Genomic DNA, 25745 nt, shown 5'->3' with positions numbered 1-25745 from the left:
CGGCGGCCCTGCGGGTGCGTGGGACCGAGTGCGGACTCAGCCGAAGAAGACGCTGACTTCCCTGTACAGCTCCGGGTCCACCGTCTTCAGCTTCGTCGTGGCCTCGGCGATGGGCACCCGCACCACGTCGGTGCCCTTCAGCGCCACCATCTTCCCGAAGTCCCCGTCCCGCACGGCCTCGATGGCGTGCAGGCCGAAGCGGGTGGCCAGCCAGCGGTCGTACGCGCTCGGGGTGCCGCCGCGCTGGACGTGCCCGAGAACGGTGGTCCGGGCCTCCTTGCCGGTGCGCGCCTCGATCTCCTTGGCCAGCCACTCGCCGACGCCGGACAGCCGTACGTGCCCGAACGAGTCCTTGGTCGCGTCCTTGAGCACCATGTCGCCGTCCTTGGGCATGGCGCCCTCGGCGACGACCACGATCGGCGCGTAACTGGCCTTGAAGCGGGAGGTGACCCAGGCGCACACCTGGTCCAGGTCGAAGCGCTGCTCGGGGATGAGGATGACGTTGGCGCCGCCCGCCAGCCCGGAGTGCAGGGCGATCCAGCCGGCGTGCCGGCCCATCACCTCCACCACCAGGACCCGCATGTGGGACTCGGCCGTGGTGTGCAGCCGGTCGATGGCCTCGGTGGCGATGCCCACGGCGGTGTCGAAACCGAAGGTGTAGTCGGTGGCGGACAGGTCGTTGTCGATGGTCTTCGGCACACCCACGCACGGGACGCCGAACTCCGCGTGGAGCCGGGCGGCCACGCCCAGGGTGTCCTCTCCGCCGATCGCGATCAGCGCGTCGACCTCGTTCTTGGCGAGGTTCTCCTTGATGTCCCGGACGCCGTTCTCGGTCTTGAAGGGGTTCGTCCGGGAGGAGCCGAGGATGGTTCCGCCGCGCGGCAGGATGCCGCGGACGGACGGGATGTCGAGCGGGACGGTGGCCCCCTCCAGCGGTCCCCGCCAGCCGTCCCGGAAGCCGACGAACTCGTACTGGTATTCCTGGACGCCCTTGCGGACGATGCCGCGGATGACCGCGTTGAGCCCGGGGCAGTCGCCGCCGCCGGTGAGCACTCCGACCTTCATGGAATCTCCTTTCGCCATGGCGGTCACGCTAGTGAGACGCGGTCCGTGTCTTTCCGGCGCGCAGCGGCAACTCCGGCGGAACCACAGGGCGTTGCGCGCTCCAGGTTCACCCGCAGGAGGGAAGCCGAAGGGGCGGGGAGCGACGGTTTTGCCGTCTCCGCAAACTTCCTGGGCCGTCGGAGCCCTCCGGACGCAGGCTGGCCGGGAAGGTGATTCCGGACGCGAGGGGCAGAGCATGGCCGAGACGAGGATTTCGACGGGAACCGGGCCGGTGACCGGAACGGGGAAGGGGCAGGGGAAGGGGAAGGGGAAGGCCGGTGCTCCGGGCGCTGCCGGGACTCCGGGTGCTCCGGCGGCCCTGAGTGCCCGCGGGCGGTGGACGGTGCTGGCCGTCTGCGCGCTGAGCATGTTCCTGGTGGGCCTGGACACCACGATCGTCAACGTGGGCCTGCCCGCGATCGGGCAGGGCCTGGGGGTCGGCACCCGCGGCCTGCAGTGGACCGTGGACGCGTACACCCTCGTCCTGGCCGCCCTGCTGATCTCCTCCGGCGCACTGGCGGACCGGTACGGCCGCCGCCGGGTGTTCCGCTGCGGCCTCGCCGTGTTCGGTGCGGCCTCGCTGGTCTGCGCGCTCGCCCCGTCGCTCGGGGTGCTCGTCGCCGCCCGGGCCGCACAGGGCATCGGCGCCTCCATGCTCAGTCCCGTGGCCCTCGCGATCGTGGTCAACGCGATGCCGGACCCCAGGGAGCGGGCCCAGGCGATCGGTGTCTGGGCGGCGGTCTTCGGACTGAGCATGGCCGCCGGGCCCGTCACGGGCGGCGCGCTCGTCGCCGCCTTCGGCTGGCGGTCGCTGTTCTGGGTCAACCTGCCGGTCGTGGTGGCCGCGCTGGTGCTCACCGCGGTCTTCGTACCGGAGTCCCGGGCGGAGCGGGCCCGGCGGCTCGACCTGCCCGGCCAGGCCCTGCTGACCGTACTCGTCGCCGTCTCGGTCGGCGTGCTCATCGAGGGCCCGCACATCGGCTGGACCTCGCCCGCGGCACTGGCGGGGTACGCGGCGACCGCCGCGGCCGCCGCCGCGTTCGTGCGGGTGGAGTCCCGGCGGCGGGAGCCGCTCGTGGACCTGGGGCTGTTCCGGGAGCCGGCCTTCCGCGGAGCGTTCCTCGGGGCGGTGGCCGTGTTCGTCGCCCTCAGCACGGCCCTGCTGCTCAACACCTTCTATCTGCAGCAGGTCCGGGGCTGGACGCCGCCGGCCTCCGGGCTGGCGACCCTGCCCATGGCCCTCGGGGCGACCGTCTGCGCGCCCTGGTCCGGGCGGCTGACCGGCCGGACCGGACCGCGGCTGCCGCTCCTCCTGGCCGGCGGTTTCCTCACCGCGGGCGGGCTGTGCCTGGCCCGGCTCGGCGACGGCACCGGCGTGGCCCTGCTGCTGTTCGCGTACCTGCTCATCGGCATCGGGTTCGGCTTCGCCAACGCCCCGATCACCAACACCGCGGTCGGCGGGCTCCCGCCCGCCCGGGCCGGGGTGGCCGGGGCGATCACGTCCGCCGCCCGTCAGCTCGGCTCCGCGATCGGCATCGCCGTCGCGGGCGGCCTGGTCGCGGGTGCCGGACCGGCCGGTCTCGCGCAGGCCTCGCGGCCCGGCTGGATCCTGGTGGCCGGCTGCGGAGCGGTCCTGTTCGCGGTCGCCCGTACGGCCCGTACGACCCGCACGGCCGGCCCGGGGAGCCGGTCGCCTCAGGCGTCGTCGAGGCCCCGCTCGATGGCGTAGCGGACGAGCTCCACCCGGTTGTGCAGCTGCAGCTTGCCGAGGGTGTTCTGGACGTGGTTCTGCACCGTGCGGTGCGAGATCACCAGCCGCTCCGCGATCTGCTTGTACGACAACCCCTTGGCCACCAGCCGCAGCACCTCGGTCTCCCGGTCGGTCAGCTGCGGAGCCTTCGGCTCGTCGGCGGCCACCGGCGCCGGCTCGGTGGCCAGCCTCCGGTACTCGCCGAGCACCAGCCCGGCCAGGCCCGGCGTGAACACCGGGTCCCCGACCGCCGTACGGCGCACCGCGTCGATCAGCTCCCCGGCACCCGCGGACTTCAGCAGGTAGCCGGTGGCCCCCGACTTCACGGCCTCCAGTACGTCGGCGTGCTCACCGCTCGCCGACAGCACCAGCACGCGCAGCGCCGGGTTGACCCCGACCAGCTCCTTGCAGACCTGGACCCCGGGCATACCGGGCAGGTTGAGGTCGAGGACGAGCACGTCGGGGCCGGCCGCCAGGGCACGGCGGACCGCCTGCGGGCCGTCCCCGGCGGTGGCGACCACCTCGAACCCGGCCGCGCCGAGGTCGCGGGCGACCGCATCCCGCCACATCGGATGGTCGTCCACGACCATCACCTTGATGCCGCTCACGTCGGCGCTGTCCCTCACATCGGCGGTCATCGCTTGTCCGTCCTCCCCCTGGGTACCTTCAGTTCCACTTCGGTGCCCTGTCCCGGTACGGACACCAGCTCGGCGGTGCCGCCGAGGTCACGCAGCCGGCCCTGGATGGACAGGGCCACTCCCATCCGGCCCTCGCCGGCCGCCTGGTCGAGCCTGCCCGGCGGGATCCCGGGCCCGTCGTCGCGGACCGTGACGATCACCTCGTCGCCCCAGTCCTCCAGCAGGATCCAGGCACGGGCCCCGTCGCCGGCGTGCTTGCGCACGTTGTCGAGCGCGGCCCCGACGGCGGCGGCCAGCTCCCGGGCCGCCGGGCCCGGCAGCGGCACCGGTGCGCCCGGCTCCGCGAAGCTCACCCGGGACCCGGCGTGCGGGGCCAGCAGGGTGCGCAGGTCGATCTCGGCGAGCCCGTCCTCGTCCGCCCTGGGGTCGGACACGTCGACCGTGTCGACCAGGGCGCCGTGCGCGGCGTCTCGGGAGACCCGGGAGGGCGGCACCAGCCCGCCCGCCACCAGGGTGCGCAGCGCCACCTCCTGCTCCCCCGCCATCCGGCCCAGCTCCGCCGCCTCGCCGCCGATCTCGCTGCCGCGCCGCTGGACCATGGCGAGGACCTGCAGGACCCCGTCGTGGATATCCCGGGCCAGTCGCTCCCGCTCACGGGTCGCGGCCTCGATCTCCAGGGCGCGGGCCAGGGTGGCCTCGCTGGCCCGGGCGACCTCGACGACGTACCCGATGGCGATCGAGGCGACCCACACCAGCAGGACGTTGTGCAGGGTGTCCCGGGTGGGTTCGCCGCGCTGGGCGATGTTGGCCACGGCCACGAAGGTGGACGCGAAGCCCGCCCAGCGCCAGCCTCCCTTGATCGCGAAGGCGAGGACCGAGCCCGCCGTCCAGATGCTGGGGATGGTGGGGCCGCCGTCCGCTATCCGCGCGGGGTCGTCGGCGAGCGGGGTGAGGAGGATGCCGGTCAGGGCGAGCGCGAGGTCGGCGCCGAGGAACCGCCTGGTGCAGCTGGCGGCGTTGGCCACCTTCGGGGTGGTGGCCACGGTCCACACGGCGAGCACGGCGAGGTAGCCGATGGCGACCCAGGGCCGGACGAAGTCCCGGTGGGCGGACACGAACAGCAGCACCGCGTAGACCACGGTGAGCAGACGGTAGACGGTCAGAGCCCGCCACAGCGGCTGCTCGACCGACATACGCACCACGCGCTCGCGCTTGACCATCTCCCCCACCCTTCGCGGGCCTCCTCGCGGACGGCCCCGACGGGTCACTCCCCGCCCTTGTCCTTCTCTCTGGCGGCCTTCTCGGCCTTCTCGGCCTCCCTGGAGGCCTTCTCCGCTTCCTTGGCAGCCTTCTCGGCATCCGCGATCTGCCGCTTGGCGGCCGTCGCGTAGATGTCGACGTACTCCTGGCCGGAGAGCTTCATGATCTCGTACATGACCTCGTCGGTCACCGAGCGGAGGATGAAGCGGTCGCCGTCCATGCCCATGTAGCGGCTGAAGTCCAGCGGCTTGCCGATCCGGATGCCCGGACGCATCAGCTTCGGGACGACCTTGCCGGGCGGCTGGATCTTCTCCGTGTCGATCATCGCGACGGGGATCACGGGCGCGCCGGTGGCCAGGGCGACCCGGGCGAGGCCGCCGGGCTTGCCACGGTAGAGCCGGCCGTCGGGGGAACGCGTCCCCTCCGGGTAGATACCGAACAGCTCACCGCGCTCGATGACCTCGATGCCGCTCTTGATGGCCGCCTCGCCGGCACCGCGGGCGCCGGAGCGGTCCACCGGGAGCTGGCCCACGCCCTTGAAGAACGCGGCGGTGAGCTTGCCCTTCACGCCGGGCGAGGTGAAGTACTCGGCCTTGGCGATGAAGGTGACCTTGCGGTCCAGTACCGCGGGAAGGAAGAAGGAATCGGAGAACGACAGGTGGTTGCTCGCGAGGATCGCAGGCCCCTCGGCGGGAATGTTCTCGAGGCCCTCCACCCACGGCCTGAAGGCGAGCTTCAGGGAACCCCCGATGGAGAACTTCATGGCGCCGTAGATCAACTGATGAGCCTTCCTGTGTCTGTCGAACAGACCTTAACCCCTGGCTGTGCCCGGAGAGCCCTACGACCCTGGTCGGTGCCTGCGCCGTCGCGTACCGTGAAGTCACACGGCGCACCCGTGCGCCGAGCGCCGCCCCCTCGTCGTCGTTTCCGCCGTTTTTGGTCACTGCCGTCGCCTTCGCCAGTGCTCCCGCTGTCCTCTTCGTTCTCGTCCACATCCCTCTCAAGGAGATCCAGGTGCCCGTCCTCCCCGGTGCCGAGCCGTTCCGCCACGACGGCGGAGATGTAGGCGTCCTCCTCTGCCACGGCTTCACCGGCTCCCCGCAGTCCCTGCGGCCGTGGGCCGAGTATCTGGCCGAGCGCGGTCTGACGGTCTCCCTCCCGCTGCTGCCCGGTCACGGCACGCGCTGGCAGGACATGCAGCTGACCGGCTGGGAGGACTGGTACGCCGAGGTCGACCGTGCCCTGCGCGAGCTGCTGGGCCGGTGCACCAAGGTGTTCGTGTTCGGCCTGTCCATGGGCGGGGCGCTGTCCCTGCGGCTGGCGGCCAGGCACGGGGACGCGATCACCGGCGTGGTCGTCGTCAACCCGGCGAACAAGGTGCACGACCCTCTGGCCGTGACCCTTCCGGTGGTCAAGCACTTCGTACGGTCCACCCCGGGCATCGCGAGCGACATCGCCAAGCCGGGCTCCGCGGAGGTCGGCTACGACCGGGTGCCGACCCGGGCGGCGGACTCACTGCGGAAGTTCCTGCAGCTGGTGGACGGGGAGCTGCCGCAGGTGACGCAGCCGCTGCTGGTGCTGCACAGCCCGCAGGACCACGTTGTCCCGCCCGTCGACTCGGCGCGCGTACTGGCCCGGGTGTCCTCCACCGACCTGACGGAGACCCTCCTGGAACAGAGTTACCACGTCGCGACGTTGGACCATGACGCGGAGCAGATCTTCGCGGACAGCTACGCGTTCATCGGAAGGCTCGCGGGAACGAGCGACAGGGAGGGGGCGGCTACAGGTGGCTGAGCAGGAGGAGCCGTCGGGCGGCGTCCCGCCGCTGGACGAGGAAGCGGCCTGGGCGGCGATCGTCGCCGGGTACGGCGAGGAACCACCGGACCCGCCGGGCGCCCGGCCGTTCAAACCGATCGAGAACCTGTTGCTGCCCGAGGAGGACGTCCAGCCGGAGCCCCCGGCCGCGTCCCCGAAGCCGCCGGAGAAGGACACGGGGACAAGCACGGGGACGAGCACGGGGACGAGCACGGGGACGAGCACGGAGAAGGACACCGGGGGTGCGGGGAAGGACACCGGCGGCCCGCTGGGCAGCTCGGTCGTCTTCGCACCGGGTGTGGGCGGGGCCGGCCCCCGCGACCACTCCCTGGCCGAGCCGTCCGACGACGACCTCGACATGTCCGACGAGGGCCACTTCGTCCCGCCGGAGCCGCCCCCGCTCCCCGAGGCGGACACCACGGCCAAGTTCGCCTGGCTCGCCGTCATCGGCGGCCCGGTGCTGCTGCTGCTCGCGGTGGTGCTCCAGTGGGACATGACGTGGTGGCTGACCACCCTGGGTGTGGGCGGCTTCCTGGGCGGCTTCGCCACCCTGATCGCCCGCATGTCCCACGGCGACGACGAGGACGACGACGACCCGGGCCGGGGCGCGGTGGTCTGAGGGACGGGGGGGTACGCCCCCCCACCCGCGAGGTCGCGGGCAACCGCCAGGCTCCGGCCACACTCGACCAACCTGTGGGGCGGGGTGAGAGGCGCCGGGCACTCCTGGACGGAATCAGGAGGTGCCCGGGGGCTGCCCGTCAGTCCTCATCGTCCTTCCGTGCCGGACGTCGGCGTCAAGGGCGCTCCCTTCGGTCGCGTCGCCTCCGGCGATGGCCCTTCGGGCCACCCATGACCCCGACGTCCGTCCCGGAACGACAAGGACTGTCGGGCGGCCCCCGGGGGAACGGCATAGGGGGACCTACGGGTCCTGAAGCGGTGGCGTTGGCGGGCACAAGCAGCAGCTCCGCCCGGCCAGCCGCCCATTCGGGCGGACGCAGCAGTGCAGTCGATCAGATCCACGTAATCCAGCTCGGCCCAGGCGCCTTGGATCGCTAAGCGCTCCTGTCGGATGGCGGGTGCGGGCTGCCGGGGGCCGGACATAGGCCGCCAACGATCGCTACGCGCTCCCGCCGGACGGCGAGTGCGGGTAGCGATCGTTGGCGCCATCCTCCGAGCCCAGGACTGCGGGCATTCGCCATCGGGCGGGCCCGCATCCACCGACAAGCAGAAGCACGTAGCGATCGTGGGCGGCCGATGTCCGCCCCCCGGCGAACCGCACCCACCGACGAGCAGAAGCACGTAGCGATCGTGGGCGGCCCATGTCCGGCCCCCGGCGGCCCGTATCCGCTGAGAAAACAGGAGCGCGTAGCGATCTGGTGCGCGTGGGCCAAGCTGGATTACGTAGATCTGATCGACTTCGACCCTGCGTCCGCCCGGAAGGGCGGCTGGCCGAGCGGCAGCCGCCGCCCGTGCCCGCCGAAGCCGATGACGACTGGCCTCGGGTCCCTCCATGCCATCCCCCGGGGGCCGCCCGACAGTCCTTGTCGTTCCGGGACGGACGTCGGGGTCAAGGGTGGCCCGAAGGGCCATCGCCGGAGGCGACGCGACCGCAGGGAGCGCCCTTGACGCCGGCGGCCGGCACGGAAAGACACTGGGACTGACGGGCAGCCCCCGGGCACCCCCCAGACGCCGACCCAGCGGAGCCCCCGCGCACCCGCGCCCCAAGCCCCGCAGACCGATCAGGTCCCGGCTGAGTCCCGGCGGTCTCCGGCTCCGCCCCGCGGAACGGTCCGCCTCGGGCCCAGTCCGGCCGCTGCCCCGGCCCCACTACGTCACCCAGCGCGGTGTGCGGTGCCGGGGGGCGGGTGGGCAACCCCCGCCCCGGCCCCGTGGGGCTCGGGGGGTGGAGCGGGGCGCAGCAGTGGAGCCGTAGCCCCGCCCCTCAGCCCGTAGCCCGCAGCCTCAGCGCCGCCAGGACCGGGAGGTGGTCCGAGGCGGACTTCAGGTCGGTCTCCGTGATGCCCTCCAGGGTGGTGGGGGTGGGGACGCCGCAGCCCAGGACCTCCACGCCGGGGGTGGTCAGGATGGCGTCGATGCGGCGGTTCGGGGCGGTGGTCGGGAAGGTGTTCTCGTCGCCCCAGGGGGCGACGGTCCGGCAGTCCTGCAGGTCGGCCGTCAGCCGGGCGAAGGCCGGGCCGTCCGGGGTTTCGTTGAGGTCGCCCGCGGCGATGGCGTGCGGGGTGTCCAGCTCGCGGAGTTTCTCCAGCAGTAGCTCCACCTGGGTCGCGCGTTCCGCCCGCTGGAGGGAGAGGTGCGTGCTCAGCAGCCCGACCCTGGCGTCGGCGATCCTTACGACCGCGGTCGCGAAGCCCCGGCGGTGCAGGCCCGGGGTGAGCGGCAGGAGCACGTCCTCGGTGCGCTCCACGTGGGCGCGCAGCGAGCACATCAGCAGGGGTCCGGCGGCGGTCGCTCCGCCGCCGAGCACCACCAGTTCGGCCTTCGCCGCCAGCCGGGCGGCGTGTTTGCGCCAGCGGAAGAAACGGGGTGCCTCCTGGGCGAAGACCAGGTCCGGGGAGCAGGCGCGGATCACCCGGGCGAGGGCGTCCTCGTCGTCGCGCATGGAGCGGAGGTTGTAGGAGAGCACCCGGATCACCGCGGAGCCGTCCGATTCCGTGTGGGACTGAGGCAGATCATCCATGTGGGGCAACATATGCCGCTGCCCGCCGTGCCCACAGGGGGCGCGGCGGGCAGACACCGGAGTCACAGCCCCGGCCGGCGGCCGGTTCGGCCCTGGTCGGTCCCGAACGGTCCCGATCGGTCCCGACCCGGTCCCGAACGGTCCTCGTCAGCCCTGGCGGGCCAGGTCCGCGGCGCCGACCAGGCCGGCCTTGCCGCCGAGCTGCGCGGCCAGCACCTGCGCGTGCGGCCGGTACTGGGCACCGATCAGCCAGCGCCGGAAGGACTTGCGGATCGGTTCGAGGACCAGCTCGCCCTCGTCGGAGACCCCGCCGCCGACGATGAACGCGGACGGGTCGAAGAGGGACGCGAGGTCGGCGAGACCGGCGCCGGCCCAGCGGGCCAGCTCGCGGAAGGAGTCCACGGCCACCGGGTCGCCGGCCCTGGCGGCCTGGCTGATGTGCTTGCCCTCGATGCCCTCGATGGTGCCGTCGCCGAGGCCGAGGAGGATCTCGGCCCGCTCCGGGGTGGCGTTGGCGCGCTGCTTGGCGTAACGCACCAGAGCACGGCCGGAGGCGTACTGCTCCCAGCAGCCCTGGCTGCCGCAGCCGCACAGCAGGCCGTCCGGGACCACCCGGATGTGCCCGAATTCGGCGGCCACGCCGAAGCGGCCGCGGCGCAGCTTGTTGCCGATGATGATGCCGCCGCCGAGGCCGGTGCCCAGGGTGATGCAGATGACGTCCTCGTGGCCCTGGCCCGCGCCGAAGCGGTACTCGCCCCAGGCGGCGGCGTTGGCGTCGTTCTCGACGACCACGGGGAGGCCGATGCGCTGCTCGACCTTGTCCTTGAGCGGCTCGTGCCGCCAGTTGATGTTGGGCGCGAAGAGTACGGTCGCGCGCTTGTCGTCGACGTATCCGGCGGCGCCGATGCCGACCGCCTCGACGGCGTGGTTGCTGCTGACCTCCGCGACGGCGGCGCAGATCGCCTCCGTCACGCCGTCCGCGGTCGGCGGGGTGGGCACCTTGTACGTCTCAAGGATGGTGCCCTCTTCGTCGACCACGCCGGCCGCGATCTTCGTGCCGCCGATGTCGACGCCGATGGTGAGTCCCATTAGTCCCTCGGTTTCCGGTCAAACCCCGCCACGGCCAAAGGTACCGGAGGGCGGCCGTGACTCAGTCGAGGTCGATTCGACCCGAAGGGCCGAGTCCGTCGCCGTTCCCGTCGCCGTTCCCGTCGCCGAATCCGTCGCCGAATCCGTCGTCGCGCGGGTCACGGCCGCGGTCGCCCGCGCTGTCGCGGGCGGGGCCCTGGTCCGGGTGGCGGGGCTGTTCCGTGTGGTCACCCGTGGTGTCGCCGCGGGTCCAGCGGCGTTCGTGGCCCTCCACCGCCGTGCGGTAGGCCGCGAGCAGCTCGGAACCGGCGGCGGCGAGGTGGTCGAAGACCTCCGGATTGCGTTCGATGACGGGCTTGGCGGCGCTCTTCGCCTGGTTGACGAACTGGCGGACGGCGCCCTGGGCGGCGGTGCCGAACAGCGGGTTGTTCAGCCCGGACACCTTGTCCGCGACGGCTTCGAAGAGCTTGAACAGCTCCTCGGCGGCGGTCCCGGTGCCGCTGCCACTGCCACCGGCCGCGTTCCGTTCCGTACGGCGGGCCCGCTCGGCGGCGAGGTCCTCCGCGCAGGCCTTCGCCCAGGCGTCGTCGTCGGCGGGACGGTCGGTGGCCTCGCTCATGGCGGACTCTCCTGCGGCAGCTGGGGCGGACACTGGCGGATACCTCCGACGTTACCCGAACGGGGGTATGGGGCTGGGTCCGGCGGTGTTGCTCCCGGTCCTCCCCGTACCGGCTCGGAGTCAGCGCTTCGGCCAGAGGGCCGGGTCCGGGGTGAAGCGGATCCGGAGGGCGCCGTCGGCGAGGGAGGCGCCCGAGACGGTGCAGCGGCGCAGTGCCGAGGGGAGGGGAACGATCCTGCGGTACGGGCCCACGCCGAGCAGCAGTTCGTCGCCGCGCCGGACCAGGTCGAGCTCCCGCTTCTCGGCGCCGGGCAGCGGCACCGCCCAGACCAGCAGCCCGTCCTCGGCACGACGGTCCTCGACCGGCCAGGCGGCGCGGTCGGGGGCCGGGACCGGGCCGGGGTCGAGCAGGGCCAGGTCCTCGGGGCCGCGGGGTGCCCGGCCGAGGTGGGGCAGCGGCCGGTACGCGCCCCACCCGGTGGCGTACTTGTCCTGTTCGGCGGCGAGACCGGCCAGCCAGGGGTCGCCGGAGCCGTTGGGGACCATGCGGTTGGCGATCACCGGGCCGGCGGGCAGCCCGTGCAGGGCCAGGCCGAGCCGGCCCAGCCGCAGGGCCTCGGCGGCGGCCGGGCCGGGCTCGGCGACCAGCCGTACGGAGGTGGTGTCGGCCTCGATGACCGCCTGGACGGCGGCGAGTTCCGCGTCCCAGCGGGTGGCGGTCTCGTAGAGCCACTGCGCGGGCATGGGCACTCCGGCCAGCTGTGCCAGTACGGGGCGCAGGGCGCGGGCGGCCTGCCGCTCGGCGGGGACGAGGCGGGTGAGGTAGCGGCGGAGCTGGGCGGGGAGGGCGAGGGCGGCCAGCGCCTGGTCGAGCGGCGGCATGTCCACGACGACGAGGTCGAAGGGGGTGGTGCGGGAGGTGCCGGTGTCCCTGCCGGCGCCGGTGTCCGTGCCGGTGTCCGTGCCTGCGGCCCTGCGCAGGGCGCGGAGCAGGGCGAACTGTTCCGCGCCGGGCAGTTCGGTGAGTTCCTCGGCGGACAGGGGCCGGGCGCCGAGCATGCCGAGTACGGCGGTGCCGCGTTCCTGGAGCTCGGCCAGGCCCTCCCGGAAGTCGTCGCCGGAGTCGATCCGGGCCCGCCAGAGGCCGTCGGCGGCGACGGGTTCGGCGCGCAGGCCGGGCGCGAAGTCGGCGGCCGGGCCGCGGGGCGGGCCGAGCAGTGTGCCGAGGGGGTCGGCGGTGTCTCCGGACATGACGAGCACGCGCTGCCCGCGTTGTGCGGCCGCGAGGGCGGTGGCGGCGGCCACGGTGGTGCGGCCGGCTCCGCCTGGGCCGGTGACGAGCAGGGTGTGCATGGTGTGGCGTACTCCGTCGGTCGTTGTCGTCGTGGTCCGCTGCGCGGGGCTTCCTCCCCGCCCCGCCCCTTCCCGAACCGGGGCTCAGCCCAGCCCCCCGTCGTGGGGGCTCCGCCCCCACGCCGTACCGGGACTTCGCCCCCGCCTCTCGCGGGTCCCGGGCCCCACCCTCTTGGGGGCTCCGCCCGTGAACCCCTCGCGGGTCCCGACCCCGCGGGGGCGCCGCCCCGACCCCGGCATGACTCGGGTGCGGAGACGGCGGGGACTCCGCTCCCGGCCTCGCGTCGGCGCGGGGTCAGGAATGCGGTCGTGCGGCTCCGACCCGGAGTCCGGCGGGACCAGGGCGCGACACCGGGGCGTGCACCGTCCCGCACCGGGCCGGGCCGTGCCAGGCCGAGCCGTGTCCGGGCCGCGCCGGGCAGTCCGTGGATGCCCTCGCTCCGGTGTGGCCGGGCCGGATGTCGTGGGGCTTCGCCCATGGCCCGCCCGCCCACCCGCCGGTTCGCGGCGGACCGGCCGTGGCCGGTCGCGTGGTTTCCTGCGGACCTGAGGCGGCGCAGCCTGAGAGCCGGAGCTGTTGGGCGATACGGGACGGGGCCCCGGCCCTGTGTGGGAGTGGCCGGTCAGGGCCGGGCGTCCGGGCCGTGCGTCAGGTCGCGGACTCCACGCGCTTCTTCAGGCCGGCCAGTGCGCGGTCGATGATGACCTTCTCGGCCTTGCGCTTGATCATGCCGAGCATCGGGATCTTGACGTCCACGGTCAGCTGGTACGTGACCTCGGTCCGGTCGCCCGCGCCCAGCGGGGCCAGCCGGTAGGAGCCGTCGAGCTGGCGGAGCATCTGGGACTTGTCCAGGGTCCAGCTGACCTCGTCGGCGCCCTTCCAGGTGTAGAGGAGGGTGTGGTCGTCCTTGATGGCGCCGGCGTCCAGGACCAGGCGCACCTTCTCGGCGCGGCCTTCGGCGTCGGTGGCGAGGACCTCGGCCTGCTTCACCTCGCCGGTCCACTCCGGGTAGCGGGCGAAGTCGGCGATCACCGCCATGACGTCGGCCGGCGCCGCATCGATCGTGATGCTCGAGCTGGTGTGTTCCGCCATCGCGGTGGCTCCTCCGGGCTGGTGGTACCTCCCAGCGGGAGCTGGGGGAATTCGAGGACTGCGCGGCCTCCGGCCGCCCCGCGTGAAGGCTACCGCGCGTCGTGGAGTCGCCACTCCAGGGCCCAGGAGGTCGCCTCGCCCCGGCCTGCGGGCCGCCTCTCCCCGCCCCCTCGGGTCACCTCTCCCCCGCCCCTTCGGTCGCCTCTCCCCGGTCCCGCGGGTCGCCTCTCCCCAGTCCTGCGGGCCCTCTGCCCCGGCCCGCGTGGCCGCTCCCCGATGCCCGGCGGTCACCACTCCAGGGCCCACGGCCTCCCGGTCGCCGCGAAGTGGCCGACGTTCACGCACTCGGTGCCGCCGACCCGCATGCGCTGGGCCAGCGGCTGGTGGACGTGGCCGAAAAGGGCGTATTTGGGGCGGGTGCGCAGGATCGCCTGGAGCAGGGCGGCGCTGCCCCGCTCGAAGCGGCGCGCGACGGTGTCGTAGCAGAGCTCCGGGACCTCCGGCGGGATGTGCGAGCAGAGCACGTCCACCTCGCCGAGGGCCTCGACCTTGGCCGCGTACTCCTCGACGTCGACCTCGTAGGGGGTGCGCATCGGCGTGGGCAGGCCGCCGCCGACGAAGCCGAAGACCCGGCCGCCGATCTCGACCCGCTCGCCGTCCAGGACAGTGGTTCCGGTTCCGGCGTACTCCGGCCACAGGGTCGGTATGTCGACATTGCCGTAGGTGGCGTAGGTCGGGGTGGGGAAGGCGGCGAACATTTCGGCGTACTGACGGCGTACGGCCTCCTCGATGACCTGTTCGCGGGCCTTGTCGCCGGGGAGGGCGGCCCACAGGTCTCGGCCGAACTCCCGGGCCTCGGCGAACCGCCGCTCGGTGCGCAGGGCGACGATCCGGTGGGCGTTCTCGGCGCCGAAGAGGTCGGGGAAGATCCCGCGCGAGTGGTCGGCGTAATCGAGGAAGAGGACCAGGTCACCGAGGCAGACCAGGGCGTCGGCACCCTCGCCCGCTCTGGCCAGGGCCTCGGTGTTGCCGTGGACGTCGCTGACGACGTGGACCCGCGTGCCGCGTTTTGATCCCCTCATGACGGCCAGCCTAGGGGGAGCCGCCCGCCCGGACCAGAGGCCGTCGCAGCCCGCCGGACCTGCGGTTACTTCCAAGTCCGGAAAGGGGTGGACTACTGTCGACGCATCAATGCCGCGTCATGTGACGCACGGAACATCTGGCCGGTTCCCCCTACCGGGAACCCACTACCGGTGGGTAACGTCCGGTCGGTCCACATCGTGGCGATGGCGCCCCAGAGGAGCAGCAGTCTTGCGCGAGTTCAGCCTTCCGGCCCTGTACGAGGTCCCCTCCGACGGGAACCTCACGGATCTCATCCGCCGCAATGCCGCGCAGCATCCCGACACTGCCGTCATGGCCCGCAAGACCGCTTCCGGTTCCGGCTGGGAGGACGTGTCCGCGAGCCGTTTCCTCGACGAGGTGCGGGCCGTGGCCAAGGGCCTGATCGCGGCGGGCGTGCAGCCGGGCGACCGGGTCGCGCTGATCTCGCGCACCCGCTACGAGTGGGTGCTGATCGACTTCGCGATCTGGAGCGCGGGCGCCGTCACCGTCCCGGTCTACGAGACCTCCTCCCCCGAGCAGATCCAGTGGATCCTCGGTGACTCCGGCGCGGTGGCCGCGGTGGTCGAGGGTGCCGGGCACAGCTCGGCCGTGGCCTCGCTGCGCGACGCGCTGCCGGAGCTGCGCGAGGTCTGGGAGATCGAGCAGGGCGCGCTGGAGACCCTGACGGCGGCCGGCGCCGGCGTCACCGACGCCGAGCTGGACGAGCGCAGCTCCCTGGCGAACGCCGACGACCCGGCCACGATCGTGTACACCTCGGGCACCACCGGCCGTCCCAAGGGCTGCGTGCTGACCCACCGCAACTTCTTCGCCGAGTGCGGCAACGTGGTGGAGCGGCTGAGCCCGCTGTTCCGTACCGGCGACTGCTCGGTGCTGCTCTTCCTGCCGGCGGCCCACGTGTTCGGGCGGCTGGTGGAGGTCGCGTCGGTGCTGGCGCCGATCCGCCTGGGCTGCGTGCCGGACATCAAGAACCTGACCGACGAGCTGGCGTCCTTCCGGCCGACCCTGATCCTGGGCGTGCCGCGGGTGTTCGAGAAGGTCTACAACTCGGCCCGGGCGAAGGCCCAGGCCGACGGCAAGGGCCGGATCTTCGACGCGGCGGCCGAGACGGCGATCGCGTACAGCCGGGCGCTGGACACCCCGGGCGGGCCGGGCTTCGGGCTGCGGCTGAAGCACAAGATCTTCTCCAAGCTGGTCTACAGCAAGCTGCACACCGTCCTCGGCGGCCGCGGCGAGTACGCGATCTCCGGCGGTGCCCCGCTGGGCGAGCGGCTCGGACACTTCTACCGGGGCATCGGCTTCACCGTGCTGGAGGGCTACGGCCTGACCGAGTCCTGCGCGGCCACGGCCTTCAACCCCTGGGACCGCCCGAAGATCGGTACGGTCGGCCAGCCGCTGCCGGGCTCCGTGGTGCGCATCGCGGACGACGGCGAGGTGCTGCTGCACGGCGAGCACATCTTCAAGGAGTACTGGAAGAACGAGTCGGCCACCGCGGAGGCACTGACCGACGGCTGGTTCCACACCGGTGACGTCGGCACCCTGGACGAGGACGGTTACCTCGCCATCACCGGGCGGAAGAAGGAGCTCATCGTCACGGCGGGCGGCAAGAACGTGGCCCCCGCGGTGATCGAGGACCGGATCCGGGCGCACGCGCTGGTCGCGGAGTGCATGGTGGTGGGCGACGGCCGGCCGTTCGTGGCCGCGCTGGTGACCCTCGACGAGGAGTTCCTCGGCCGCTGGGCGCAGGAGAACGGGAAGCCGGCGGGTGTGACGGCGGCGGAGCTGCGCGAGGACGCGGAGCTGATCGCCGCCGTCCAGAAGGCGATCGATGACGGCAACGCTGCGGTTTCCAAGGCGGAATCGGTGCGGAAGTTCCGCATTCTCGGCTCCCAGTTCACGGAGGAGTCGGGCCACATCACGCCCTCGCTGAAGCTGAAGCGGAACGTGGTGGCGAAGGACTTCGCGGACGAGATCGAGGCGCTTTACCACGGCTGAGCGGCTGGGCCGCCGGGCGGCTGATGCCGACGGCGTGGCCGGCGTGGCCGGCGCCGCTCGCGCGGCTGTTCCGGACTAGCTCGGGTCCTCGGCGAGGATCCGGGCCATGTTCCGTTCGGCCAGTGCCGTGATGGTGACGAACGGGTTCACGCCGAGGGAGCCCGGGATCAGCGAACCGTCGACCACGTACAGGCCCTGGTAGCCGCGGGCCCGCCCGTATCCGTCGGTGGCCCGGCCGAGCACGCAGCCGCCCAGCGGGTGGTAGGTGAAGGTGTCGGCGAAGGCCTTGTTCTCGCCGAACAGGTCGTGCCGGTAGACCGTGACGTTGGCCCGGTTGACCCGGTCGAAGAGGCGCTTGGCGGCGTTGACGGACGGGGCGTTCTGGTCCCGCCGCCAGTTGAGGCGGGCCGAGTCGGTGGCGGCGTCGTACGTGAAGTGCCCGCGCTCGGGGTTCCTGGTGATCGCCAGGTAGAGCGAGATCCAGTGCTCCAGCCCCATGGGGAGGGGCGCGATCTCGGCGAACACCGGGTTGCCGGTGTTGTCCCAGTCGTCGATGCCCAGGGCGGGCATGGTGGACTGGCGGGCGCCGACGGTGTCCCAGAGGTGGTTGGCGCGGGCGGTCATCACGTTGCCGTTGGTGCCCCAGCCGAGGCCGACCTGCTCGCTGAGGGCGGGCAGGGTGCCGGTCTCCCGGGCCCGGAGCAGGATCTCGGTGGTACCGAGGCTGCCGGCGCCCAGGAACAGCCGGCGGCAGCCGAGTTCGCGGGTGCCGGTGACCCGGCCGGACTCGTCGATGCCCTGCACGGTGAGGACGTAGCCGCCCGCCGGGTCGGGGCGGACCGCGGTGACCCGCTGCAGGGTCTCGATGGTGACGTTGCCGGTGCCGAGGGCGGCGGCGAGGTAGGTCTTGTCGACGCTCTTCTTGCCGTGGTTGTTGCCGTAGATGACCTCTCCGGCGAGCGCGGACTTCGGGGCCTGGCCCGCCGCTTCGCGCTTCATGTGCTCGAAGTCGTAGACGTTGGGCACGAAGACGGTGCGCAGGCCGGTGTTCGCGGCGTGCTTGCGGGAGATCCGGGCGAAGCGATACCACTCGGTGGACTCGAACCAGGCCGGGTCGATGTCGTTGACCCCGAGCATCCGGCGGGCGAGGGGGAAGTACGTCCCGTACATCTCGTCGGCGTCGACGCCGGGGAGGACCTCGGTGAAGTACGAGCGGCGGGGCGTGGGCGCCATGCCGCCGTTGACGAGTGAGCCGCCGCCGACGCCGCGGCCGACGTACACGGACATGTCGCCGTAGTGGACGCGGTCCAGCACGCCGGGGTAGGGGCTGATGTTGCGGTTGACCACGTCCAGCCAGAGGAACTGGGCGAGGGGGGCCTCGGTGCGGGTGCGGAACCACATGGAGCGGCGGTCGGGGGCGGTGGTGGACGGGAAGATCCTGCCGTCGGGACCGGGGGTGTTCCACAGCCGGCCCATTTCGAGGACGACGGTCCGTACGCCGGCCTGGCCGAGCCGGAGCGCGGCCACGGCGGAACCGTAACCGGAGCCGACGACGACGGCCGGGGCGTAGTGGGCGGCCGGGGGTGGTTCGTCGGCGGACGCCGGGGACAGGCCGATTCTGGTGAAGCCGAGGGCGGCGGCGGTCTGGAGGGCACCGAGGCCCAGTATGTGACGCCGCGTCAGGTTTGGTGTCATGGCCGCATCATGGGCGGAATCCGGCCTTCCGCCCATACGTGGCGCAGCCACGGTTGAGCGTGACAGTCAGCTCTGGCTGCGCGGGGTGGGGCGGCGGCTCGCCCGCGGCGTCACACCTGCTCGGTGGGGCGGACCTGGATCTCGGCGAGGGCGACGTGACGGGGGCGGGTGACGGCGTACGCCACCGCGTCCGCGACGTCCTCCGGCCGCAGGCGCTCGATCGCGCCGAGCACCTGGTCGATCGCCTGCTGCACCTCGGGGACGTTGTGGGTGCGCAGCTCGGTGTCCACACTGCCGGGCTCCACCACGCAGACCCGTACGTGCTGCCGGGCGAGCTCCTGGCGCACGGATTCGCTGAACGCGTTCACGCCGAACTTGGTGGCGCAGTAGGCGGCGCTCCCGGCGAAGGCGTGGCGGCCCGCCACCGAGGAGATGTTCACCAGGTCGGCCACCCGGCGCGGTCCCTGGGCGGCGGCTTCGAGCAGGTGCGGCAGGGCCGCGTGCGTGGTGTGCATCAGTCCGGTCAGGTTGATGTCCACCATGCGCTGCCAGTCGGCGGTCGCGGACTGCGTGACGTGTCCGAGGAGCATCAGCCCGGCGTTGTTCACCAGGGTGTCGAGGCGGCCGAGTTCGGCCACGGTGAAGCGCACCGCCTCGGCGGCCTCCTCGTGGTCGGCGATGTCCGCGGCGAGCGGGAGGGCGGTGCCGCCGGCCGCGTGGATCTCCGCTGCGAGCTCCCGCAGCAGCTCGGCGCGGCGGGCCGTGAGCGCGACCGCCGCGCCGCGGGCGGCCAGGGCGAGGGCCGTCGCGCGGCCGATGCCGCTCGACGCGCCGGTCACCAGGGCCACGGTTCCGCGCAGCGATTGGTCGTCCATGGTTCTCGGCACTCCCTGGCGCAGGGCGCGCTGCGATGGTGCGGCGCGCGTCGGGGCGATCCCTTCCGCGCGGGTGCGGGGGTCTAACGGGCTCCGCCCGGAAGTTCCCCCACGCCGCCCTCCCCCAGACCTCGTCCGGAGGAGGGCGGCGTGGGGGCGTGGCCCGGTCGGCGCTACAGGAGGTCGCGGAGGCGGTCGGCCAGGAGGTCCCAGCGCCAGCGTTCCTCGACCCAGGCGCGGCCCCTGGCGCCCATGCGGGCGCGGAGTTCCGGGTCCCGCAGGAGGGTCACGATGCGGTCCGCCGAGTCCTCCGGGACGCCGCCGCGGACCACCCAGCCGGTCTCGCCGTCCAGCACCGCGTCCGGTGCGCCGCCCGAGTCGCCCGCGACCACCGGCAGGCCGGTGGCCGAGGCCTCCAGGTAGACGATGCCCAGTCCCTCCACGTCCAGGCCGCCGCGCCGGGTCCGGCAGGGCATGGCGAAGACGTCGCCCGCGCCGTAGTGCGCGGGGAGTTCGGACCAGGGGACGGCGCCGGTGAAGACCACCGAGTCCGCGACCCCCGTGGCGGCGGCCAGCCGGCGCAGGTCGGCCTCGTAGGGCCCGCCGCCGACGATCAGCAGCACCGCGTCCGGCACCGCCGCCAGGATCCGCGGCATCGCCCGGATCAGGGTGTCCTGGCCCTTCCGCGGGACCAGGCGCGAGACGCACACCACGACCGGGCGGTCGGAGAGGCCGAGCCGGGCCCGGACCTCGTCGCCGCCGGAGTCGGGGTGGAAGGTCTTCTCGTCCACGCCGGGCGGCAGTTGGACCATCCGGTCCGCCGCCCGGTCGGTGAGCGCCGAGGCGATCCGGGAGCGGGTGTACTCGCCGAGGTAGGTGAGCGTGTCCGTGCCCTCGCCGATCCGGCGCAGCAGCTGCCGGGCCGCAGGCAGCTGCGCCCAGCCCGCCTCGTGGCCGTGCGTGGTCGCCACCAGCCGGCGCGCGCCGGCCCGCCGCAGCGCCGGTCCCATCAGGCCCAGCGGTGCCGCCGCCCCGAACCACACCGACTCACAGCCGTGCTCGCGCAGCAGTCCGACCGCCCGCTTCGTCACCCTCGGGGTGGGCAGCAGCATGGTCGTACGGTCGCGGACCACCCGGAACGGCTGCTCGGCGTCGAAGGCCGCGGTGGCGGCCCGGCCCTCCGCGCTGTGCTTCCACGTGGAGGCGTAGACGACGATCCGGTCGGGGTCCAGGCGGAGCGCCATGTTGTGCAGGAACGCCTGGATGCCACCGGGCCTCGGCGGGAAGTCGTTGGTCACGATCAGGGTCTTGTGCATCGCCTGCCGACAGTACCGGACTGGTTTCGTTTATCGCGTCCCGTGGCCCTGAGGGCTCCGACCTGGGCATCATGGCGCGGTGTTGAAGCTTTCATCGGCCTGGTCGGCCACACGGATCCTGCTCCTTTTGTGCACCTTCCGGGTGATTCCGCTGCCGGGTGCGGACGTGACGGTCGACGTCACAGTGATCTACCAGGGCTGGTACGGGGTCCTGCAGACCGGCACGTTCCCCATGGACGACGTGACCTGGCAGTACCCGCCGGGTGCGGCGCTGGCGATCCTGGCGCCGGGACTGCTGCCGTTCCTGTCGTACACCGCCGCCTTCATCGTGCTCTGCCTCGCGGCCGACGCTCTGGTGACCGGGCTGCTGGCCCGCCGGAACCCGCGGGCCGCCTGGTACTGGGTGTGGGCGGTGCCGCTGGTCGGCCCGACGGCGTACGCGCGGTACGACATCTTCGTCTCGGCGGTGGCGGTGGCGGCCCTGCTGCTGCCGCGGCTGCGCGGCCCGCTCATCGCGTTCGGCGCGGTGCTGAAGGTCTGGCCGGCGCTGCTGCTGGCGGGCGTCCGCAGCAAGGCGGTCTGGCTGTCCACGGCCGCGACGGGCGTGCTGCTGCTGACGGTGTTCGCGGTCACCACTCCGGGGTCGCTGGCCTTCCTGACGTTCCAGCGGGACCGGGGCACCGAGGTGGAGTCGCTGGGCGCGCTGCCGCTGCACTTCGCCCGCCGGTTCGGCTGGTGGGAGGGTGAGGTGAAGCTGAACTACGGCTCGATCGAGTTCCTCGGCCCCTGGGTGGAGACCATCAGCACCCTCTCGCTGGGTCTGACGGTGGTGGCGTTCGGCTGGCTGCTGCTGTGGCGGCTGCGGACCCGGATCCGGGCCGGCGACGAGCGCGTGGTCTTCGACGCGGCGTTCGCCGCGGTGCTGCTGTTCACCGTCACCAGCCGGGTGATCAGCCCGCAGTACCTGGTGTGGCTGGTCGCCCTGGCGGCGGTGTGCCTGACCCTGGCGGACTCGAAGATGGTCCGGGCCACCCGGATCCTGCTGGTGGCCACGGGATTCACGCAGCTGGAGTTCCCGACCTACTTCTCGGAGATCATGGGCAGCGAGTGGCTCGGCATCGTGCTGATCGTGATCCGCAACGGTCTGCTGGTCTGGGCGGCGGTCTCCGCGTGCAGGGTGCTGTGGGAGGCGTCGAAGGCGGCGCCGGAGGCGGCCGGAGCGGAGCCGGTGCCCGGCGCCCGTGCCGAGGGCGGTGTGCCGGCCGGCCGCTGAGCGCTGGGCGCCGCGGGGAGCGGAGCTCTGCCCTCGCGGGGTCCGACCTGTCCGCGGGGTCGGGGCGCAGGGACACGCTGCGCGTCCGGCGCGGGCCGGTGTGCCGTGTGCCCACCCGTGCCGCCCCAGCGGCACGACTGCCCACACGGCCGCGTGAACGGCCGCCGGGCCGCACGGCGGCGGCAGCCGTCAGGCGGCCGGGGCCTACGGGTGTCCCAGTTCGGTGCGCAGGGTGGTCTGCCAGGCGGCGGTCAGTGTCGGGAGGTCGGTGCCGAGGGTGTGGGAGAGGGCTTCGGGGAGGGGTTCGCGGGCGGTGGCCGCGTAGAGGCGGAGCAGGGACTCCTCGCCCCAGCGGGCCGCGATCGTGCGGCAGGCCAGCCAGGACTCCTCGTACGCCCGGGACAGCGCCTCCTGGTCCCCGCCGAAGGCGAAGGCCCCGTTCGCGGGCAGGGCCGCCGGGAGCCGGCCCGCACGGACCGCGCGGGCCGCCGCGGGGGCGATGTCCGCCGGCGTACGGCCGCTCCCCCGGTACGCCACCCAGTCCGCGAGGCCCTCCGAGAGCCACAGCGGGGTCGAGGCGGAGGTCGCCGACCGGGTCGCGACATGGGTGATCTCGTGGGTCAGCACGATGCGGCGGCCCTCCTCGCCGAGTTCGGCGTAGGCCTGCGGGTTGATCACGACGCGGTCCGCGGGGGCCGGGGAGACGCCCACCCTTCCGGTGGTGACCGCGGCCATCCCCCGGTATGCGCCGGGCGCCGACCCGAGCAGGGTGGCCATCCGGTCCGCCGAGCCGGGCACCAGCAGCACCGCCCGGCCGTTCCACGAACGCCCTCCGGACGCCGTGGCGGGAGCTCCGGGCCAGGCCGAGGCCACGGCGGGGACGGCCGCGTCCGCGGCCTCCGCGATCCCGTTCAGCCGCTCCCGCGGGCCCGTGCCCAGCACCAGCGCGTACCGGCCCCGTACCGCCTCCACCGGGCCCTGGTCCCACAGTTCCGGCAGGGCGCCCGGCGCGGGCCGGTCACGCTCGACCCGCCACCGCCCGTCCCGTTCGGCCAGGGTGAGCTCGCGGGCACCGCCGGCGGGGGCGGCGTCGTGTCCGGCCAGCCGGTAGCGGAGCTCCGCCCCGGCCTCGGCCCGGGTCCCGCCCTGCGTGACGCGGACCGAGCGGACCTCGTACGCCCAGGACTCCAGCGGCACCCCGGCGGGCCGTCCGCCCCCGCCGGCCGCCCAGTCGGCGACCGCCCGCCGGACCTCCGCCTGCGCCCGCGGGCCGTCGGCAGATGTCGCGGCGCAGCCGGCCGTGAGGCCGAGCAGCAGCGGCAGGAGCAGCAGCCCGGCCGGCAAGCGGAACCCGAAACGGAACGCGGGACCCGGCGGGGAGCCGGGCCCGGACCGGAGCGGGGAGGGGAGGCGGTGCACCCCGCGATCGTACGCAGCCGCCCGCCCGCGGTCCCCCTGGCGCCTGTCCCCTACGGTCGCGTGACCCCGGACACCGGCATCATGCCGACCGGGTCGTAGCGGACCGGGGCGCCCGGGTAGGGGGCGTGGATGACCTGCCCGTTGCCGACGTACATGCCGACGTGGCTGGCATCGGACCGGTAGGTGATCAGGTCGCCGGGCCGGGCCTCGGAGAGCGGGACCCGGCGTCCGGCGAACCGCTGGGCCTGCGAGGTGCGCGGCAGGGCGACGCCCGCCTGCCGGTAGGACCACACCATCAGTCCCGAGCAGTCGAACCCGGAGGGTCCGGTCGCGCCCCAGACGTACGGACGGCCGACGGCGGCGCGGGCCGCCATCACCGCGGCGGCGGCACGCCCGGAGGCCGGGGCGGCGCCGGACGGGCCGGCCGGGTCGGGCAGCGCGCCGGCCCGGTCGCCCGACCGCGAGGAGCGCTCGTACTCCGCCCGCTCCTGCGCGGGCATCTCGTTCAGCAGCCGCCGTGCCGCCGCCAGCTTGGCGGTGACGGAGCGCTTGTGCCGCGCCACGTCCGCGCGCAGCGAGTCGAGTTCGGCGAGCTTGCGGGAGGCCTCCTTGCGCTGCTGGTCCAGCCGGCGCTGCTCCTCGCGGAGTTCGCCGAGCTGCCGGGCCTGCCGTGCGGTCAGCCGGTCCAGGGTGCCGGCCTTCTCCAGGTACTCGTCGGGGTCCTCGGTGAGCAGCAGCTCCATCGTGGGGTCGAGGCCGCCGGACCGGTACTGGGCCCCGGCGAACGCGCCGAGCAGGCCCCGCATGGTGTTGATGCGGTCCTGGGCGCGGGCCGCCGCCTCCTGGGCCCGGCGCACCTCGGCGCGCAGCTTCGCGGACCGCTCCCCCGCCTCGTTGAAGCGTTCGGTGGCCTGCTCGGCCTCCTCGAAGAGGCGGTCGACCGCGGCTCTGGCGTCGCCCGCCGGGTCCGCGGGGGCGGCTGCCGCGGGCAGGGCCGTCAGGGCGGTGGCGGTGGCTGCCGCGGCGGCCGACAGGACGTGCGCTCTGGAGTTCCGGTCGAGGCCGAGGGGCCCGGTCCGGCGATGGGTCGCCACGGGAAGCCGTACTCCCTTCCGCTGCGCGACCCGTGTCCGCCCCCCGTGGACGGCCGGTTCCGGGTTCCGCGCCGGCTGACAGTAACCGCGCGGACACACCCCGGCCAACGACCGTGTCCCGGCCGGTACGCCGACGCCCCGCCGACAGACGCAGGTCATCGGCGGGGCGTGTGGCAGAGCGGCCCACTTGGAATTCGCCCGGACGGTCGACGTCCGGCGTGCCCTGGCGTTCCGTCAGGAAGAGTGAGAGCGATGCCCGGAACAGCGGGAGGAACGGGGACGATTCAGCCCCTGACGGGTCAGATGCGGACGCCGAACTGGGGCTCCATGTAGCTGATCTTCTCGTACTTGACCCCGCCGCGCGGGTTCGAGGCGTGCAGGGTCATGCCGTTGCCCGCGTAGAGGCCGACGTGGTGCAGGTCGGAGTAGAAGAACACCAGGTCGCCGGGCTGCAGCTGGCTGAGGGGGATGCGGGTGCCCTCCTTGGCCTGGGTCCAGGTGGTGCGGGTGATGCCCACGCCGGCCTGCTTGTAGGCCCACTGGGTCAGTCCGGAGCAGTCGAAGGCGGTGGGACCCTCCGCGCCCGATATGTACGCGCTGCCCAGCTTCGTCTTGGCGGCGGCGAGGGCGGCGCCCGCGCGGCCCGAGGCCTTGACGTTGCCGAGGTTCGCCCGCTGGCCGTCGTCGCGGCTGGCCCGCTGCTCGTCGTCCTTGAGCTGGCTGCGCTCCTGCGCGGTGAGGGTGTTGAGCAGCTTCTGGGCCTCGGCGAGCTTGGCCTGGGCGGCGGACTTCTTGTCGGCCAGCTCCTTGCGGGTGGCGTCGAGGTCCTTGAGCTTGCCCTGGGCCTCCTGCCGCTGCTGGGCGAGGGTGCGCTGCTTGGCCTGGATCTGCTGGACGGCCTCGAGCTGCTGCCCCGTCAACTGGTCGAGGGTGGCCGCCTCGTCGAGGTAGTCCTCGGGGTCCGAGGAGAGGAAGAGGGCGAGGGAGGGGTCGATGCCGCCGTTGCGGTACTGCGCCGTGGCCATCGAACCCAGCCTGTTGCGGAGCTCGTTGAGCTCGCCCTGGCCGCGGGCCACCTGGTCCTGGAGCTGCCCGATCGACTTCTCCAGCTTGTCCTGCTGCTCCTTGGCGCCGTTCGCCTTCTCGGTGGCCTGCTCGGCCTCCTCGTAGAGGGCGTCGACCTTCGCCTTGACCTCGTCCTTCCCCGGCTTGGCCGGGGCGGCCACGGCCGCGTGCGAGGAGAGGGCGACGGCTGCCGCGGCGGTGGCGGTGAGGACGGTCACGCGCGCGCGGTTCGGCTGCTTGGGTCGACGGTGGGACGCCACGGAGACGAGCTCCTTCTTCCTCTGGCCGCCGGCGGCGTACGCACGCGCCCGGCAGCACCTCCGCCGCCACCCGGTCGAGTGATCTACCGCACGAAGGTTTGGGCCAGACCCTAGTGACCCCGCCGTGATCACTTCAAATCCTGGAGGGAAAAAATCCGCCCGCTGACCGGCTTCTTTACCTTCACCGCACTCTGAGTGCCGGTGAGTTGACCCTG

At 73.4% G+C, this 25745-nt stretch carries 21 protein-coding genes; 5 read left to right on the top strand and 16 right to left on the bottom strand.

From position 1 onward, the window contains the following. Positions 1 to 36 precede the first annotated feature (36 nt). Positions 37 to 1065 (bottom strand): 6-phosphofructokinase, encoded by a 1029-nt coding sequence (locus ACGFQ9_RS25650; protein ID WP_393576841.1) that lies wholly within the window; start codon positions 1063 to 1065, stop codon positions 37 to 39. A gap of 235 nt (positions 1066 to 1300) precedes the next feature. Between ACGFQ9_RS25650 and ACGFQ9_RS25645 the strand changes: the two genes are divergently transcribed. Then, a complete protein-coding gene (locus tag ACGFQ9_RS25645) occupies positions 1301 to 2833 on the top strand; it encodes an MFS transporter (protein ID WP_393576839.1) in 1533 nt (510 codons plus the stop codon). Here the strand turns inward: ACGFQ9_RS25645 and ACGFQ9_RS25640 are convergent. The 3 genes from ACGFQ9_RS25640 to ACGFQ9_RS25630 are packed head-to-tail and all read right to left on the bottom strand — an operon-like array spanning position 2800 to position 5515. Then, on the bottom strand, positions 2800 to 3492 hold the full coding sequence (locus ACGFQ9_RS25640; protein WP_393576837.1) for a response regulator: 693 nt from the start codon (positions 3490 to 3492) through the stop codon (positions 2800 to 2802). The genes ACGFQ9_RS25645 and ACGFQ9_RS25640 overlap by 34 nt on opposite strands. Then, a complete protein-coding gene (macS, locus tag ACGFQ9_RS25635; RefSeq protein WP_393577098.1) occupies positions 3489 to 4712 on the bottom strand; it encodes a MacS family sensor histidine kinase in 1224 nt (407 codons plus the stop codon). Before macS ends, ACGFQ9_RS25640 begins: the two co-directional genes overlap by 4 nt. A 44-nt stretch (positions 4713 to 4756) precedes the next feature. Then, positions 4757 to 5515: a lysophospholipid acyltransferase family protein gene (locus tag ACGFQ9_RS25630; RefSeq protein ID WP_393577097.1), complete on the bottom strand. Its 759-nt coding sequence runs from the start codon at positions 5513 to 5515 to the stop codon at positions 4757 to 4759. A 251-nt stretch (positions 5516 to 5766) separates the two neighbouring features. On the opposite strand from ACGFQ9_RS25630, the gene ACGFQ9_RS25625 reads away from it, so the two are divergent. Together ACGFQ9_RS25625 and ACGFQ9_RS25620 are read left to right on the top strand one after the other, a co-directional pair. Continuing rightward, positions 5767 to 6546: an alpha/beta hydrolase gene (locus ACGFQ9_RS25625; protein ID WP_393576836.1), complete on the top strand. Its 780-nt coding sequence runs from the start codon at positions 5767 to 5769 to the stop codon at positions 6544 to 6546. Then, positions 6539 to 7186: a hypothetical protein gene (locus ACGFQ9_RS25620; protein ID WP_393576834.1), complete on the top strand. Its 648-nt coding sequence runs from the start codon at positions 6539 to 6541 to the stop codon at positions 7184 to 7186. The genes ACGFQ9_RS25625 and ACGFQ9_RS25620 overlap by 8 nt, the downstream gene beginning before the upstream one ends. Positions 7187 to 8509: 1323 nt before the next feature. On the opposite strand, the gene ACGFQ9_RS25615 is transcribed toward ACGFQ9_RS25620, so the two are convergent. The 6 genes from ACGFQ9_RS25615 to ACGFQ9_RS25590 all read right to left on the bottom strand — a co-directional run bounded on the left by ACGFQ9_RS25615 (position 8510) and on the right by ACGFQ9_RS25590 (position 14501). Continuing rightward, the gene (locus ACGFQ9_RS25615; protein ID WP_393576833.1) at positions 8510 to 9265 is read right to left on the bottom strand and encodes an endonuclease/exonuclease/phosphatase family protein; all 756 of its coding nucleotides are present in this window, start codon (positions 9263 to 9265) and stop codon (positions 8510 to 8512) included. A gap of 147 nt (positions 9266 to 9412) precedes the next feature. Then, a complete protein-coding gene (locus ACGFQ9_RS25610) occupies positions 9413 to 10354 on the bottom strand; it encodes an ROK family glucokinase (RefSeq protein ID WP_393576831.1) in 942 nt (313 codons plus the stop codon). A 61-nt stretch (positions 10355 to 10415) separates the two neighbouring features. Beyond that, a complete protein-coding gene (locus ACGFQ9_RS25605) occupies positions 10416 to 10973 on the bottom strand; it encodes a DUF5304 domain-containing protein (RefSeq protein ID WP_393576829.1) in 558 nt (185 codons plus the stop codon). A 120-nt stretch (positions 10974 to 11093) separates the two neighbouring features. Further along, entirely contained in the window at positions 11094 to 12326 is a 1233-nt protein-coding gene (locus ACGFQ9_RS25600) for an ArsA-related P-loop ATPase (protein ID WP_393576827.1), read from the bottom strand. Positions 12327 to 12975: 649 nt separating this feature from the next. After that, positions 12976 to 13419, bottom strand: coding sequence for an SRPBCC family protein (locus tag ACGFQ9_RS25595; RefSeq protein ID WP_393576826.1), 444 nt, complete (start codon positions 13417 to 13419; stop codon positions 12976 to 12978). Between the two features lie 287 nt (positions 13420 to 13706). Then, positions 13707 to 14501 (bottom strand): metallophosphoesterase, encoded by a 795-nt coding sequence (locus ACGFQ9_RS25590; RefSeq protein WP_393576825.1) that lies wholly within the window; start codon positions 14499 to 14501, stop codon positions 13707 to 13709. A gap of 229 nt (positions 14502 to 14730) precedes the next feature. Here ACGFQ9_RS25590 and ACGFQ9_RS25585 point away from each other — a divergent pair, with 229 nt between their 5' ends. After that, positions 14731 to 16533, top strand: coding sequence for an AMP-dependent synthetase/ligase (locus ACGFQ9_RS25585; RefSeq protein ID WP_393576824.1), 1803 nt, complete (start codon positions 14731 to 14733; stop codon positions 16531 to 16533). Positions 16534 to 16608: 75 nt separating this feature from the next. On the opposite strand, the gene ACGFQ9_RS25580 is transcribed toward ACGFQ9_RS25585, so the two are convergent. From ACGFQ9_RS25580 to ACGFQ9_RS25570, 3 genes are all read right to left on the bottom strand, one after another. Beyond that, positions 16609 to 18228 (bottom strand): GMC oxidoreductase, encoded by a 1620-nt coding sequence (locus ACGFQ9_RS25580; protein WP_393576822.1) that lies wholly within the window; start codon positions 18226 to 18228, stop codon positions 16609 to 16611. 110 nt (positions 18229 to 18338) lie between these two features. Next, the gene (locus ACGFQ9_RS25575; protein ID WP_393576820.1) at positions 18339 to 19103 is read right to left on the bottom strand and encodes an SDR family NAD(P)-dependent oxidoreductase; all 765 of its coding nucleotides are present in this window, start codon (positions 19101 to 19103) and stop codon (positions 18339 to 18341) included. 173 nt (positions 19104 to 19276) lie between these two features. Continuing rightward, on the bottom strand, positions 19277 to 20419 hold the full coding sequence (locus ACGFQ9_RS25570; RefSeq protein WP_393576819.1) for a glycosyltransferase family 4 protein: 1143 nt from the start codon (positions 20417 to 20419) through the stop codon (positions 19277 to 19279). Between the two features lie 79 nt (positions 20420 to 20498). Between ACGFQ9_RS25570 and ACGFQ9_RS25565 the strand changes: the two genes are divergently transcribed. Then, on the top strand, positions 20499 to 21692 hold the full coding sequence (locus ACGFQ9_RS25565; RefSeq protein WP_393576817.1) for a glycosyltransferase 87 family protein: 1194 nt from the start codon (positions 20499 to 20501) through the stop codon (positions 21690 to 21692). Between the two features lie 204 nt (positions 21693 to 21896). On the opposite strand, the gene ACGFQ9_RS25560 is transcribed toward ACGFQ9_RS25565, so the two are convergent. The 3 genes from ACGFQ9_RS25560 to ACGFQ9_RS25550 form a co-directional block, all read right to left on the bottom strand. Beyond that, positions 21897 to 23111, bottom strand: a complete 1215-nt coding sequence (locus ACGFQ9_RS25560; protein ID WP_393576816.1) for a hypothetical protein — start codon at positions 23109 to 23111, stop codon at positions 21897 to 21899. A gap of 50 nt (positions 23112 to 23161) precedes the next feature. Beyond that, on the bottom strand, positions 23162 to 24205 hold the full coding sequence (locus tag ACGFQ9_RS25555; protein ID WP_393576814.1) for an NlpC/P60 family protein: 1044 nt from the start codon (positions 24203 to 24205) through the stop codon (positions 23162 to 23164). 299 nt (positions 24206 to 24504) lie between these two features. After that, positions 24505 to 25530: an NlpC/P60 family protein gene (locus ACGFQ9_RS25550; RefSeq protein ID WP_393576813.1), complete on the bottom strand. Its 1026-nt coding sequence runs from the start codon at positions 25528 to 25530 to the stop codon at positions 24505 to 24507. Positions 25531 to 25745: the final 215 nt, after the last annotated feature.

The sequence above is a fragment of the Streptomyces sp. NPDC048603 genome, assembly GCF_043199475.1.
In the GTDB taxonomy this organism is placed as follows: Bacteria; Actinomycetota; Actinomycetes; order Streptomycetales; family Streptomycetaceae; genus Streptomyces.
This window is presented reverse-complemented; position numbering and strand designations above follow the sequence as displayed.